The following is a 13,654-nucleotide window of genomic DNA, read 5'->3' on the forward strand; positions in this document are numbered from 1 at the left end:
GAATGGGAAGTGGTGCGGGGAGTGAGGATTTCTATTTTTCCGCACGTACGGCTAGATTAATGCCTTCCTAATCCGTGCGTAAAGCATCTACCGGATTCAGTTTGGCCGCGCGCATCGCCGGTATCACGCCGGCAGCAAGACCGATCACTAGGGATAAACCCAAAGCACCGAGCACATAATCCCACGGAATATTAACGGGCAAGCCGCTAATCAGAAGTTTGAGCAATCCTGCAATGCCGGTTCCAATGATCAATCCTGCCAGACCGCCGAGGGTGGATAGCGCGATCGATTCCAATAGAAACAAAATGCGGATGCGCGCGCGTGTTGCGCCTAATGCGGTGAGCAGGCCGATTTCCGATACGCGTTCGGAAACCGCAATATGCATCAGCGTGACCATGCCGACTGCACCAACCAATAACGAAATACCACCCAGTGCGGCGACGGCAAATTTTAATACGTTCAGAACCGTGGATAATGTGCTAAGCAATTGTTGTTGCGGCTTGACGGTGAAATCTTCACGGCCGTGCCGCGCCACCAGAATACGCTGAATATCATCGACTACAGCTTGTACCGGTGCATCTGGAAAATAAGCTAAATTGATTTCCATCACGCCTTGCCGGTTGAATACTTCCAATGCCCGGGCTGTGGGCATGAAAACCGTATCGTCCAGATCAAAACCGAGTACATTACCTTTGGATGCCATCACGCCAATAACCCGAAAGCGCGATCCGCCGGCTTGCAACAGCGCGCCGAGCGGATTGGCGTCGCCGAATAATTCGGTGCGCACTTTTGAACCGAGCACAACGTACGCGCGCGGATTACGCGGATCATCATCCGGTAAGAATTGCCCGGCCGCCACTTGCATGTTGAATGCTCTGGCGAAATCAGGCCCCTGGCCATACGCAGTTACCCGCCTGCTGCGACCCTGCGCGCGGATTTCCGCATTGCCGACCACACTGGCATTGGTATATTGCGCATACCGGCTCTGTTTCAGTGCTATGGCATCTTCTATTGTCAATAACCGCGCGCTACCGATGGCGCCTAAGGAACCGCCATGCGTATTAATTTTTCCAGGTGTGATCGTGACGATGTTGGTGCCAAACTGAGTAAACTCCGACAATACGAAACGCTGAACGCCATCGCCAATCGCGGTCAGCAGAATTACCGCAGCAATCCCGATGGCAATACCCGATGCCGATAAAACGGTACGCAGACGATGCGCCGTTAAAGAGCGGAAGGCAAAATGAAAAGTATCGAGGGTGTTCATTGTTTGCTTTAAGTAACATTAAATTTTCATATTTCTAATCCTAAGCAGTGTACCAAGATAGTAATGTGCCTGCCTAAGAGCCTGAAAGTTGTGCTACTGTGACGGCTGAATTGGGTATCAATTTCAGCGTGCTTCCTGATTTTACTAGCTGTACTAGCCAGAATTTTAATGCCAAGCATTTGTTTATAAAGTATGGGGTGCTATAGATTGTGTACAAAATTTCTGTTTTTTTCGTGTTGATTGAGTAAAGACGCAGAAAGTTTTGTTGCGGCAATGCATGATTTTGACAGCTTATCTGGCTTTCGGTAAATTCAAGTTCTATGAATAAGAAATAATGTTTTTTCCTATACATGCATAAATGCCACTATGGTTTGTTTTGGGGAAGAGAATGGCACAGTATACTGAGATGAATGCCGGAATCATGTGTGTTATTTCAAAATGGCGAGTCATCGTAGTCCTGTTATTCTGGGCGCAGCCCGTGGCAGCCGAAGAGGGATATAGATTTTTCTACAACTTCGCGCCGGACGTGATGTTTTATGAGACGGATCATAGCCGCCAGGAGAGCGGTACCAAACTCATTTCCGAATTTCATCGCACAGTAGAGTTCCGTGTCGCGCAGGCACGCGACGCAGCGACGCCCACATTGAGCGCGCGGATTATCGAACTGAGCAATAAAGGACGCCGGATTAACTATTATGATGGTGTTACGTTCGAAGCAAATATCTCAGCCGCGGGCGAGGTAACGGCATACTCTTTTTCCGGTGGCATGCCGCGCTATCAATCGCTCATTCAAGCAGCCGGGCCGGCCAATCGCGGCAATATTTTCTGGATGCCTCGTTTCCCCGATAAACCGGTTAAGATCGGTGATACTTTCACACATACGATATCCCTCGACGGTGGCGGGATGGAGGCGGGCGGTCAGACTGTCTTCGAGCTGAAAGAAGTCCGGGAGAATCTGGCGTGGTTTCGATTGCGGTCTTCAGGCTCGGTGACAAGCGGAGCGGTCGGCGGGACGCAGACAAGCGATGGGCGCGCAGTCTTCGATATGAGCAAAGGTATGTGGTCGTCGCTGGAATTTTCCGGGGAAGGGACGGCGCAATTGGCAGGCGCACTCAGCGAACACTATAAGACCTCCAGCCGGAAAGAGATTTCTCGCGGCGCTGGCTGTGATCAGGCAACTACCGGCGTGAGTAATCCGGACGGTGTGATCGATCATGCACGTAATCTGGCCAATCAACTCGTTCGCAATGCCCTGGCGCGCTGGCCGGGGACGGGCGAAAATCTCTATGCGAGTTATCGGCATTTTCACTGCCCTGATCGGCCGCAACTGACGATGATCCGCGACAATCTCTCGGCAGCGAGCCAAGTCCTGGGTGATCTGACGCTCATTTGTCTTCCGGATTCTGCAGAGGTCTGCACAGATGCGCGAGGCAGCGAGGTCAATTTGCCGACGGGATTACCTGCAGGCGGCGCTTCTAGCAACCGGCAAGTGCAGCTTTGCCCGAGCTTCTTCCGCATGGACGATGACGAACAAGCGGGGACACTTATCGCGGCCGCAGCTAAGCTCTCGGGTGTTGGGGATAGTCATCGCTGCATGCTTCAAGAGGCTTGTTACTTCGATTTCCTGAGACCGACGGCCGAGGTGGTGAGTGGTAATCCTTATGCTTACGGGTACTACGCTCTGGCGCTCTCAGGATGGACATTCTCCAGCGAACCCGAAAGAACCCCTTGCTTTCCGCAAGCTAGCGGAAATTACATTCAAGTGGATGGCGGCGCCGCAGCCACTGATCCGGCGAGCGTTCAGCCTTATCGCGGAGATTTTTACGAGATATTCTCGGACCCGGCGACGAGGGACCGTTTTATCTGGCACGACAATCTGCTTGGTGCACGCTATTACCTTTACGGCGAAACAAGAATGCGGTACTACCTGCCAAGTGATTAGTTTATCCTCTGGGTGACTTCTATTTTTTCTCCACCAAATAGCAAGCAGCACGTTCTCCTATAAAACTATTCAAAGGAAAGAGTAAACGGAATGAAAAGACCCGCTTCAGACATAAAGCTCTTCACCAACTTACTGGGCCGTTTATTGCTCGCGCCATTGGGTAAATTTGTATTGATACCCATCCTATCGGCTTTTATTGGCATCATCATTGTGAGCCGGATCACTGATTGGTGGACTGGCGCGGATAGTTATTATATTTATCTTGTGGGTGATCACAGGAATAATCCGGCCATTGCTGAAATATTTGAAGGTTTCCGGGATATGCCGTGTGATAGTGGAGACATACTCATTCTGGGTGAAGGCATTAACAATGTGCCCATCAAGGCCAAGTGTGTGGATGACCAGGACGATCCTGTCAAGGCGCGTCAAATCTCTGACAATCTTGCGGCGCGCAAAGACACACTTATGGTTATCGGACATGTCAAGAGCACGCAGACGAAAGCGGCATTACCCGCATATCTTCTGCAAGCGACGCCCCCTGTTCCAGTGATCCTCACGATGGAAACCAATCCGCAGTTGATCCCCGTAAAGAAATCGGATCAAGAATCATTAATCGATTATAGTCCGCTATTTCGCCTGTGGCCAACGGATGATGAACAGGCAGCCAGGGCTGGGCAGTTTGCCGCCGAGAATAAAAACTCCATCTTGTGGGTCGTGGAAGATGAACACAATCCGGTTTACTCCAAGTATCTGGCACTTAAGTTTGTTGAATGGGTACAAAAAAAGAATGAAAAGGCAATGAAGGTGGCACTCTGGTCAAACAACATGTCGGTGCCGTCGGCAGAAACACTCAAGAAACTCAATATCGATTTTGTTTTCTTCGCTGGAGACTGGTCAAACGCACTGATACTAATCAATCAGATCAAACGATTACTCCCGAATCAGAAGATAACACTTTTTCTGAGCGATGCCGCAGCGGATGAAGAACTGCTCGACAACGGCAAAGACGATTTGATTCAGTTAAATGTCCATCTGACCTTTCCACTCAAGCGGAAGCTGTATTCTGAAACTAGTGATAACGGTTTCAAGTTTATTGGAAAAGATGCCCGCTCGATTGTTAACTGGTTGATTGATGAAACGCGCCAGCATTACGCGACGGAAAGCCGCGAGCGTGCATCATTCAAGTATTGGGCGATGCTTCTCTTAAATAGACATGAGATTGAGGATGCACGTTCCGTATTGAACGCGAGAATGGAAAAAGCCGTGCGTGATGATAAAATATTTGAAGGCAAGCTAGACCGCTACCAGTTTATCCGTGACAATGGTAAAAACATACTGGCGCAATGGCATATCTGGAAGGTGGAAAAAGTCAAAAAAGACGGACAATATCAATATCAATTTATCGACGCCGAATGATCGTTCTGCAGTTGAGAATTCTTTGTCCGTATTGAATCTCCTTCACGCAAAGCTTATTAGTTCAAAGGGCTTGCATTTGACATTCTTGTTTGCTTCTTCATCTGCTTCATGTCCACGAATCAATGGGACTCTATTGAAAGGAATCGGAGCGAATTGCTTTATGAGTTCCATTGATTCATGGCAAGACTACTGAAATAAAGACACCGGCATGATCGGACACGGTAGGTTGATTGGGATCAATAAGCGTGTTAAAAACAACTCGATTTTCACGTATGTTCTTTATTTTATTTACAAAAATATAGTCAATGCGCCGGGCAGCATCTCCCGCATCCAAATTTGAAACACCCACTGTGCAATGTTTGTCAGCTTGCCCGGCATCTGCGCATAGATTTTCTAATGAACGGTTTTGAGCATAGGCATCGGTAAAACCAGCTTCAATGACTCTGTCATAAAAAAGCCGTTCCTCGAAGGGATCAGTGCGGAAACGGTCGATATTGAAGTCCCCGCCAAGAATGACAGGGTTATCCTGCGGGAAAAATGCCTCTACCTTCTCGATGAAAGGTAGTAATACGTTCAGTTGAGCACTGAGCTCATCCGCAGAACACTTTGCACAAAGATGGGTATTATAAATATTCATTTTTCCAGAGCCGGGAATATTAATGCGTGCCATCATCACGTTTCTCGGCAGTTTGATGTCATGTCCCTGAAATTCTAATTCAGAAGCGCGCGGCAAACGCTTGGTAATCTTGAAATCAATTTCACAGCGGCTCAGCACTGCATTGGCCACCGCCAGTAGACCGGGCAAACCGGTCTCGAATGCCGTATACAATTCGTAATTGCGCATTCTGGCACTAAGCTTTCCCTGAAGATCCAGCGCACTATTAGCCGTATGAGCTAAAGTGCCGCCAACAGCTTCTTGAAGCAGAATGATATCGACAGGTGTTTTTGCTGCAAATTCGGCAATAGCTTCTAAACGCTGATCACGTGTTTCAATCTCGGAGAAAAGAAGATTGATGGATAGGATATTCAAATGCTTGCGATTTGCAACATCAGCGCATTGGACCAGTGGCTCGTCTCCATCTTCCTTTCCAAGGGACTGACCGGCGCAACCGGATGAAGCTGCAATACTGAGAATTACGACGAAAAGAATGTTTCGCATGCTGGGTCTCCTTGTTGGCACTGCAAACAGACATCCGATCGAGTATTTGCATGGCTTTTACTAAAAGATTACGTTCCAAAGCCTATCTTCTAAACTCGTCGCACACCAAAACTCACGACTTCCTCTTTTTACTCCAAAAAAATAGTAAATGAAAGCTTAACAAATAGAAAAAATTTGGTTTGCCGCGTTACTTTCAATGAGTGAAAGAGGAAAATATCAATGAAATCTAGCGCGATTAAAATAAAAAGAAATGCTTTAAATCAGCGCTGCTTATTTGGTTGCTTTGATGATTCCGCTTAATTGACAGATCAGGATTGATTTAGATCAATTTATATCTAACTCAAGTAGATTAGTCTTAAAATTTATAGATGGGAGACTAAAATGATAGCGATGAAATATATATTCTTAACTGTATTAATTGCCGCTTGGGTGCTCACCGGTTGTAATGAACCAAGAAGAACGCCGGATGGACATCTGATGGATAGACCAAAGGTTTCAGCTTATGGGCCGGACGATGTGACGAGACATGATACGGGTGCTGCTGACGCTGACGGTAAATCTGTTGGAGACAAAAAGTAATTTCTATGATGGTATTTTATTCATTTTTTACCCAATGCTTTCACAGCATCCAATCGGGCCGCTTGGCTGGCGGGTAACAAACTCGCCAGAATGCCGGTGATCAGTGCGACAAGAATACCGGCAATCGAGGCCCAAGCGGGTGCCCAGGCGGGAAGTTGCGGATAGGCCAAACGCAACATCAGGCTGCCAAACTGTCCCAGTAAGAATCCCAAAATAGCGCCAGCCAACGACAACCAAACTGCTTCAGCAAAAAATAAGCGGCGGATGTCGGCGGATGTTGCGCCGATGGCTTTCAGTAGGCCAATTTCCGCTGTGCGCTGGTTGACCGAAACCAGCATCACATTCATCACTAAAATACCGGCAACAATCAAGCTGATCGCGGCAATGCCGGCGACGGCCAAAGTCAATGCCTGTAAAACCCGGTCAAAGGTGGCGAGGATGGCGTCTTGTGTAATGACCGTCGTGTCATCCTCACCGTCATGACTTTGCCGCATGGTCGCCAAAATGGCTTGTTTGGCGGATTCAATTTCACTGTGGCTTTTGGCTTCGATCAGAATACGAAATAATGAGGTGGTATTGAATAGTGCTTGGGCATAGTCAATCGGGATGATAACGATTTCATCGGTATTGAAACCCATTGATTCACCTTGCGATGCCAGAACGCCGGAGACTAAAAACCGGTTGTCGCCTAACCGGACACGTTGTCCGATAGCCTGGCTGCGGGGAAAAAATTCATTGGCTATTTTTGCACCTAAAACAATTTGAGCGCTGCGCTCGGTGCCATGCGCCAAGAAACTTCCTTGTGCCAGTTTCATATGACGGATCGGTATTAAATTGGCCGTGCTACCTAAAACTGTGACTTCACGCAGCCGATTGGCAGCAGAAAGCTCCGCGGCACCGACATTGAGCGGGGCATAGCGCCGGACTTGCGGCAACCGGCCCAGTAATTGCGCATCTTTTAAGGTTAAATCGCGCGGTGTCTGACCTAATACCGCGCCTAAAAATGATCCGGAAGTTTCTGCGCGCCCGGGAAGCACTACGAGCAAATTGGTGCCAATGGAAGAGAATTGGTTGATCACATAGTTTCTGGCGCCGTCGCCCAGAGCCGTTAACACAACCACCGCCGCCACACCCAACGCCATCGCCAATACGATCAGCAGTGAGCGGATGCGATAGCTCACTACGGTTTTAAATGAAGTTTGCAGCGTATCAGTGAGTGTCATCGGCTTGATCCGTCAATATCTTTCCGTCGCGCATGCCGATTTGGCGATGCGCGCGCGAACCCAATTCACGATCGTGCGTGACGACAATCAGCGTGGTGCCCGTGTGATGCAGATTTTCCAGCAGCAGCATGACTTCAGCGCCGATCTGGTGATCCAGATTGCCGGTGGGCTCATCGGCCAGAATGACGCTGGGATGCATAATCGTGGCACGCGCAATCGCCACACGCTGACGCTGCCCGCCGGAAAGTTCGGCTGGACGGTGATGTGCACGTTCTTTAAGCTCAAATGCTTGCAAGGCATCATTCACAAGGTTTTGGCGTTGCGCAGATGGCATGCCGCTTAGAATCAAAGGTAATTCGATATTTTCTGCAGCCGTTAAGCGAGGAACCAGGTGGAACGATTGAAAAACAAAACCGATTTTTTCCCGGCGGATTTGCGCCTGCTCCGTTTCCGACAGATCGGTAATCAGCCGGTCATCCAATTCATAGCTACCGCTATCGGGTTTATCCAGCAAACCGATAATATTCAGCAGCGTGGATTTCCCGGAGCCGGAAGGACCCATGATCGAAACATACTCACCTGCAGCGATATGCAGATTGATGTTATTGAGTGCATAAACCGCCTGGTCACCCATGTGAAATGTGCGGGTAATGGCTGTCAGGCGGATCATTGGGATTTTTTGGGTTGCACGGCAACACCGTCTTTGATGTTGTCCTGATCAAATGAAATCAGCACGCGATCGCCTGCTTTCAAACCACTGCGAATTTCGGTGAAGCTCCAGTTGCTCAGTCCGGTTTCCAGTTGCTGCTCGACTAAGCGGTTATTGGCATCAATCATCCAGACTTTGTTATTTTGCCGGATGGCTTGTGTCGGAATGCGCAGGACATTGTCTTTGCGCTCAAGAACAACCTCGACATCGGCGCTGTAGCCCACCAGCAAGGTATCGGTTGGGATCTGCAGAAAATCCACTTCGATATCCACTGTTCGTGCCTGTTTTTCAATTTCAGTCACATACGGTGCAACACGACGGATTTTTCCAGGGAAAATTTTATCCGGCATCGCATCCAACGTGATGCGTGCCTCTTGCCCTATTTTAATTTTGGGTGCATCGACTTCATCCATCGGCGCAGTGACGTATAAACAACTGTCGTCGATCAGATCAATCGTCGGCGGGGTTGGGATACCGGGCGGTGAGGGCGTGGTGAATTCACCCAATTCGCCGCTGATATGTGCAATGACACCCGAAAAAGGTGCGGAAATGACGGTTCGGTCCACTCCCGCCTGAGCGACGCGAATTTGCGCTTCGGCGCGCTTGATATCGGAGATGGTTGCATCACAACTGGCCTGCCGGGAACGTGCATTGGCATCGGCATCCTCTGCGCGCTGTGAACTGACAAAGCCTTGCGCAACCAATTGCTGCGTGCGTACCGATTCACGCCGGGCGTTTTCCGCCAGGATGCAGGTTTCGCGGCGGCGTTCCTGCGCCATCGTGAGTTGCCGCTGCGCCAGTTCACGCTGCGCCTGAAGATCCTGACTCCATAGTTCCAGCAAAACCTGACCCTTTTGCACGTGATCGCCTTCTTTGATCCAAATTTTGGCAATTTGTCCGCCAGTAATGGGTGCGAGATTGGATCGCTGGCAGGATCTAATCGTGCCCGCGCGCGTGTTGACAATGCTCGCTTCGACATTGCCGGTTGCGATAGTAGCCAATTCCACTTCCAGCGGCTTGGGCCGGGTGAAATACCAGCTGGCAAGCGCGATTGCGATCACTGCAATGGCAAGGCTGATTAATCGTAGCGGTTTTTTGATCGGCGGCATTATCAGGTAAAGGAAGTCAGTGTGAAATCGGGTGGCATTGGGTTGTGTTTCGTTCTAAAACTGCGTATTTTACACGTTCATTTAAAGCTGCTTGATGGCAACTCACAAAAACCTTGAAATAGACTATCCGTATGATTGATATTTGGCGCAAGAAATTCATCTTATCCGATTCCGATCGACCCACGACGGTCGATGATATCCGCCCAACCGAGGCGGATTATGAAGCATTAGACCCGAAAACGTTTGAAGCGATAGAAGCCGAAGCGCTGTTTCGCACGATTGATCAAACAAAAACCGAGAACGGACGATTGGCGTTGTACCGGTCTATCGCCCGTCCTGCTCTGGATGCACAGGTATTGCAACAAAAGCAGATTGCGTTGCGTGAAATGGAATCGAATCCGGCGCTCTATAACGCGCTGACTCATTATGTCGGCAAAATCACTTCTGGAGAGAAATCTCTGAAACATCTTCTGTATGGCGAATTTTCAGGCGGCTTGGCTACCGATGCGCCGAGTTCACGCTCGGACAAGCTGGAATTTGGCGGCTACGGCTACCGGCAATATCAAGACGGTACCCAATTTGCAGTCGATCTGGTTGAGAAAGCCGAGGCACTGCCACGCCCGCAATCCGCTTATTTACGTACACTGCTGAATGCGATCCATGATTTTGGCCAAGCGCGCACGTTCGCGCTGATGCAAGGCCCGGTTTATTCGATGGGGGGCAAATTCAAACCAAGAAAAGAAAAAACCAGTTTTGACCTGTATTCACGCTTCCACCCTTCTTTGTTTAAAATTATGCCGATGCTCCTTTCCCTTGCCGCCGGATATGGCCTTCTGTTTTTCATGGAAATTTTGATGCCTGCATTGGGCACCTCGTATCTCTTTTACGGTATCTTGGCGCTCACTTTGCCGGTGTTTCCAATTGTTCTGCTGGCGATTGGTGTATCCGATCGCGATTCGATCATATATCCGTTGCGCAAACAATTCCGCGAAAGCCCGGAATTGGCCAAGGCGATCGAAGCATTGGGATTGCTCGATGAGCTGTTGTCTTTTGTCCGCTATGGGCAAGCGTGTACCGGAGACAAAGTATTGCCGGAAATTCTCGATGAAAAGCAGCACCGGCTGACCGTCAGTCAAGCGAGGAATCCGCTACTGATTAAGAACATGCCGGATTATGTGCCGAACGATATCCACCTGGATCTGGCAGGCCGCGTACTGATCATCACCGGCCCGAATAGCGGTGGTAAAACGGCATACTGCAAAACCATCGCGCAAATCCAATTACTCGGGCAAATCGGCTGCTACATTCCCGCCACGCAAGGTCAATTGGTTCCAGCCGAGCATATTTATTACCAAGTCCCCGACCCCGGCCAGCTCAGCGCCGCAATGGGGCGCTTCGGCCATGAACTCCAGCGTACGCGCGAAATATTCTTCAACGCCACCCCGCGCAGCCTGGTGGTACTCGATGAATTATCCGAAGGCACAACGTTTGAAGAAAAAATGACCATTTCGGAATATATCTTAAAAGGATTTCATAAACTCGGCGCAAGCACTTTGCTGGTCACGCATAACCACGAACTTTGTGAGCTGCTGCAAAAAGACGGCATTGGCCGCTACCTGCAAGTCGAATTCATGCCGCAAGGCCCGACGCACCGTTTGGTCGCGGGCATCTCCAAAGTCAGCCATGCGGATCGTGTTGCTAGTGCGATTGGGTTTAGTCAGAAGGATGTTGAGGCGCATTTGGAGCGGCAGGGTGGTATATCATGAAGGCGGAATATGATTTGTCAAAAATGAAGTTGCGTAAAAATCCGTATGCCGCCAAACTCAAGAAATCTGTGACGATGCGCTTGAGCGAAGATGTCATTAGTTATTTTAGAAAAATGGCCGACGAGACAGGGGTGCCTTATCAAAGTCTCATCAATTTGTATTTAAGAGATTGTGTAATTCAACATAGAAAGATTGATATTTCTTGGCAAGCCGAGTCAAAGTGTTAAGTCCGAGAATGTCTTATTTGTTGACATTAATTGTCTGGTTATTTTTAGGTTTGCGTCATATTATTAATAGGACAATTTATGCTTATACAGGTTATAAGATACGTCATCTGAATTATGCGACATAACATGTTGCATATATTACGTTGGTGGAATAGGCAATGAGCAAAGTTATAACTGTTCAACTTGAGTGGAAATATTCTCCAGAAAATTATCTAGAGGAACCGATTGCAATTTTATTTGAAGGTGGTGATCTTGAGATTAAGGATGGAATCGCAATCGCAAAAATAGATCCCGACCTATACCATCCTGATAGCTCGATACGGGAGATTTTGACCCGACAAATCGAAAATAGATTACACGCCGTCCAAATCATGACGCATAGAGACTTCGAATTGAGTAAATCATCCCGAGCAGATATTCGAGATGATGGGAGAAAGAATCATTTTCTTGAAGTTGAATCATGCGTCATGACCATGAGCCTTGGAACAATAGACTTAATAGTAAAAGATAAAGATGGAAATGTTGTTTCAGATACGAAAAAAGAGCGTTTAGATAAACAAAAGCATTTGGCAATTCTTATAGATAAGCATAGAAATTCCGATTCCACGCTTGACCAAATGTTGAAGAGCTACCAAAAATCAGTGAAAGACCCTGATGATGAATTAGTGCATTTATACGAAATTAGAGATTCTCTCTCCGAGAGGTTTGGATCAAAGGGAAGCGCAATACATAAACTAGGTATCACAATTACAGATTGGGGTGAAATTGGTAAAATAGCCAATACCCTCCCGCTCAAACAGGGTCGACACAGAGGCAAAGCGGTAGGTGCGCTTAGAGACGCAGATATAGCTGAGCTTGAAGAAGCACGTAAATCTGTTGTTTATCTGATTGAAAAATACCTTGAATATTTGGAAACGTGTTAAATCTATTAATAATCGCTTGCGCTCGAACAGCCCGGTAGGGTGCAATCAATATTACGCCGAATGAAGCACATCCGGTGTCATGCGCTTTGCTTATTACACCCTACATTAGCAGTCTGTTAAAACCGAAGGCCTTAAAAATGGAGTTACGCCAATGAAAATTCACGAGTATCAGGCAAAAGAGATTTTGCGGAAATATGGGGTTGTTACGCCGAAAGGCATTGCTTGTTTCAGTGTTGACGAAGCCGTGAAAGCTGCGCAGCAACTGGGTGGTGAGGTGTGGGCGGTGAAGGCGCAGATTTATGCCGGCGGGCGCGGTAAGGGCGGTGGGGTGAAAGTTGCTAGGTCGTTGGATGAGGTGCGGCAACGTGCGGGGGAGATTCTGGGCATGCGGCTAGTGACGCATCAGACCGGCCCGGAAGGGCAGATCGTGCATCGGCTTTTTATCGAACAGGGTGTTCATATCGAGAAAGAATTTTATGTTGGCATGGTGATCGACCGCGGCCGTCAGCGCGTGTGCCTGATGGCAAGTTCGGAAGGCGGCATGGAGATCGAAAAAGTCGCGGCTGAAACGCCGGAGAAAATTCATAAAGTGTTTATTGATCCGATTGCGGGGCTCAGTCAGCAGCAAGCCGAGGAAGTTGCATTAAAAATCGGCATTCCTGCGCAAAGTGTGCCGCAAGCGGTTACGTTGTTGCAAGGTCTGTACCAGGCTTTTGATGACACCGATTCGTCGTTGCTGGAAATTAATCCGCTAACGTTAACTGCTGAGAAACAGGTGATTGCGCTCGATGCCAAAATGAATTTTGACGACAATGCCTTGTTTCGTCATCCGGAGATTGTCGCGCTGCGCGATCTGGATGAGGAAGACCCGGTTGAGATTGAGGCATCCAAACACGAGTTATCGTACATTCCATTGGATGGCAATATCGGCTGCCTGGTGAATGGTGCGGGACTGGCGATGGCAACGATGGATATCATTAAATTGTACGGCGGCAATCCTGCGAATTTCCTCGATGTCGGCGGCGGCGCGACGGCGGAGAAGGTGACCGAGGCGTTTAAGTTGATGCTGCGTAATCCCAAGTTGCAAGCGATTCTGGTGAATATTTTCGGCGGCATCATGAAATGCGATGTGATTGCGCAAGGTGTGGTGGCAGCAGCGCGCGAGGTGCAGTTGACCGTGCCGTTAGTGGTGCGCCTGGAGGGCACCAATGTGGATCTCGGGAAAAAGATTCTCGCCGATTCCGGTTTGACGATCATCTCGGCGGAAAACATGGCCGATGCAGCGCAGAAAGCAGTCAGCGCGGCCAAAACCAAGTCATCGTCGTGAGGTTGTC

The 13,654-nt window shown here is 48.8% G+C and carries 12 protein-coding genes; 7 read left to right on the forward strand and 5 right to left on the reverse strand.

Features of this window, described 5'->3' with window-relative positions; genetic code table 11:
* Window positions 1–67: 67 nt before the first annotated feature.
* The gene (locus NIT79A3_RS08265) at window positions 68–1,267 is read right to left on the reverse strand and encodes an ABC transporter permease (protein WP_013965758.1); all 1,200 of its coding nucleotides are present in this window, start codon (window positions 1,265–1,267) and stop codon (window positions 68–70) included.
* Between the two features lie 388 nt (window positions 1,268–1,655).
* Here NIT79A3_RS08265 and NIT79A3_RS08270 point away from each other — a divergent pair, with 388 nt between their 5' ends.
* Together NIT79A3_RS08270 and NIT79A3_RS08275 are read left to right on the forward strand one after the other, a co-directional pair.
* Window positions 1,656–3,209 carry a hypothetical protein gene (locus tag NIT79A3_RS08270; RefSeq protein ID WP_013965759.1) on the forward strand — a complete coding sequence of 518 codons (1,554 nt, stop codon included), beginning with the start codon at window positions 1,656–1,658 and terminating at the stop codon, window positions 3,207–3,209.
* Between the two features lie 90 nt (window positions 3,210–3,299).
* A complete protein-coding gene (locus NIT79A3_RS08275) occupies window positions 3,300–4,625 on the forward strand; it encodes an amino acid ABC transporter substrate-binding protein (RefSeq protein WP_013965760.1) in 1,326 nt (441 codons plus the stop codon).
* 175 nt (window positions 4,626–4,800) lie between these two features.
* Here NIT79A3_RS08275 and NIT79A3_RS08280 read toward each other — a convergent pair whose 3' ends face one another.
* A complete protein-coding gene (locus tag NIT79A3_RS08280; protein ID WP_013965761.1) occupies window positions 4,801–5,784 on the reverse strand; it encodes an endonuclease/exonuclease/phosphatase family protein in 984 nt (327 codons plus the stop codon).
* A 381-nt stretch (window positions 5,785–6,165) separates the two neighbouring features.
* Here NIT79A3_RS08280 and NIT79A3_RS08285 point away from each other — a divergent pair, with 381 nt between their 5' ends.
* A complete protein-coding gene (locus NIT79A3_RS08285) occupies window positions 6,166–6,363 on the forward strand; it encodes a hypothetical protein (protein WP_013965762.1) in 198 nt (65 codons plus the stop codon).
* Window positions 6,364–6,383: 20 nt separating this feature from the next.
* On the opposite strand, the gene NIT79A3_RS08290 is transcribed toward NIT79A3_RS08285, so the two are convergent.
* Genes NIT79A3_RS08290 through NIT79A3_RS08300 form a run of 3 tightly spaced genes read right to left on the reverse strand, consistent with a single transcriptional unit; the run spans window position 6,384 to window position 9,404 of the window.
* Complete coding sequence (locus tag NIT79A3_RS08290; protein WP_013965763.1) at window positions 6,384–7,586, reverse strand: ABC transporter permease; 1,203 nt, start codon at window positions 7,584–7,586, stop codon at window positions 6,384–6,386.
* Window positions 7,573–8,256, reverse strand: a complete 684-nt coding sequence (locus NIT79A3_RS08295) for an ABC transporter ATP-binding protein (RefSeq protein ID WP_013965764.1) — start codon at window positions 8,254–8,256, stop codon at window positions 7,573–7,575. Before NIT79A3_RS08295 ends, NIT79A3_RS08290 begins: the two co-directional genes overlap by 14 nt.
* Entirely contained in the window at window positions 8,253–9,404 is a 1,152-nt protein-coding gene (locus NIT79A3_RS08300) for an efflux RND transporter periplasmic adaptor subunit (RefSeq protein ID WP_013965765.1), read from the reverse strand. The genes NIT79A3_RS08295 and NIT79A3_RS08300 overlap by 4 nt, the downstream gene beginning before the upstream one ends.
* Before the next feature lie 131 nt (window positions 9,405–9,535).
* Between NIT79A3_RS08300 and NIT79A3_RS08305 the strand changes: the two genes are divergently transcribed.
* From NIT79A3_RS08305 to sucC, 4 genes are all read left to right on the forward strand, one after another.
* Window positions 9,536–11,170 carry a DNA mismatch repair protein MutS gene (locus NIT79A3_RS08305; protein WP_013965766.1) on the forward strand — a complete coding sequence of 545 codons (1,635 nt, stop codon included), beginning with the start codon at window positions 9,536–9,538 and terminating at the stop codon, window positions 11,168–11,170.
* The gene (locus NIT79A3_RS08310; protein WP_013965767.1) at window positions 11,167–11,397 is read left to right on the forward strand and encodes a BrnA antitoxin family protein; all 231 of its coding nucleotides are present in this window, start codon (window positions 11,167–11,169) and stop codon (window positions 11,395–11,397) included. The genes NIT79A3_RS08305 and NIT79A3_RS08310 overlap by 4 nt, the downstream gene beginning before the upstream one ends.
* Before the next feature lie 158 nt (window positions 11,398–11,555).
* Window positions 11,556–12,320 carry a hypothetical protein gene (locus NIT79A3_RS08315; RefSeq protein ID WP_013965768.1) on the forward strand — a complete coding sequence of 255 codons (765 nt, stop codon included), beginning with the start codon at window positions 11,556–11,558 and terminating at the stop codon, window positions 12,318–12,320.
* Window positions 12,321–12,471: 151 nt separating this feature from the next.
* Window positions 12,472–13,647 (forward strand): ADP-forming succinate--CoA ligase subunit beta, encoded by a 1,176-nt coding sequence (gene sucC, locus NIT79A3_RS08320; RefSeq protein ID WP_013965769.1) that lies wholly within the window; start codon window positions 12,472–12,474, stop codon window positions 13,645–13,647.
* Window positions 13,648–13,654 lie beyond the last annotated feature (7 nt).

It is taken from the genome of Nitrosomonas sp. Is79A3 (assembly GCF_000219585.1).
Classification (GTDB): domain Bacteria; phylum Pseudomonadota; class Gammaproteobacteria; order Burkholderiales; family Nitrosomonadaceae; genus Nitrosomonas.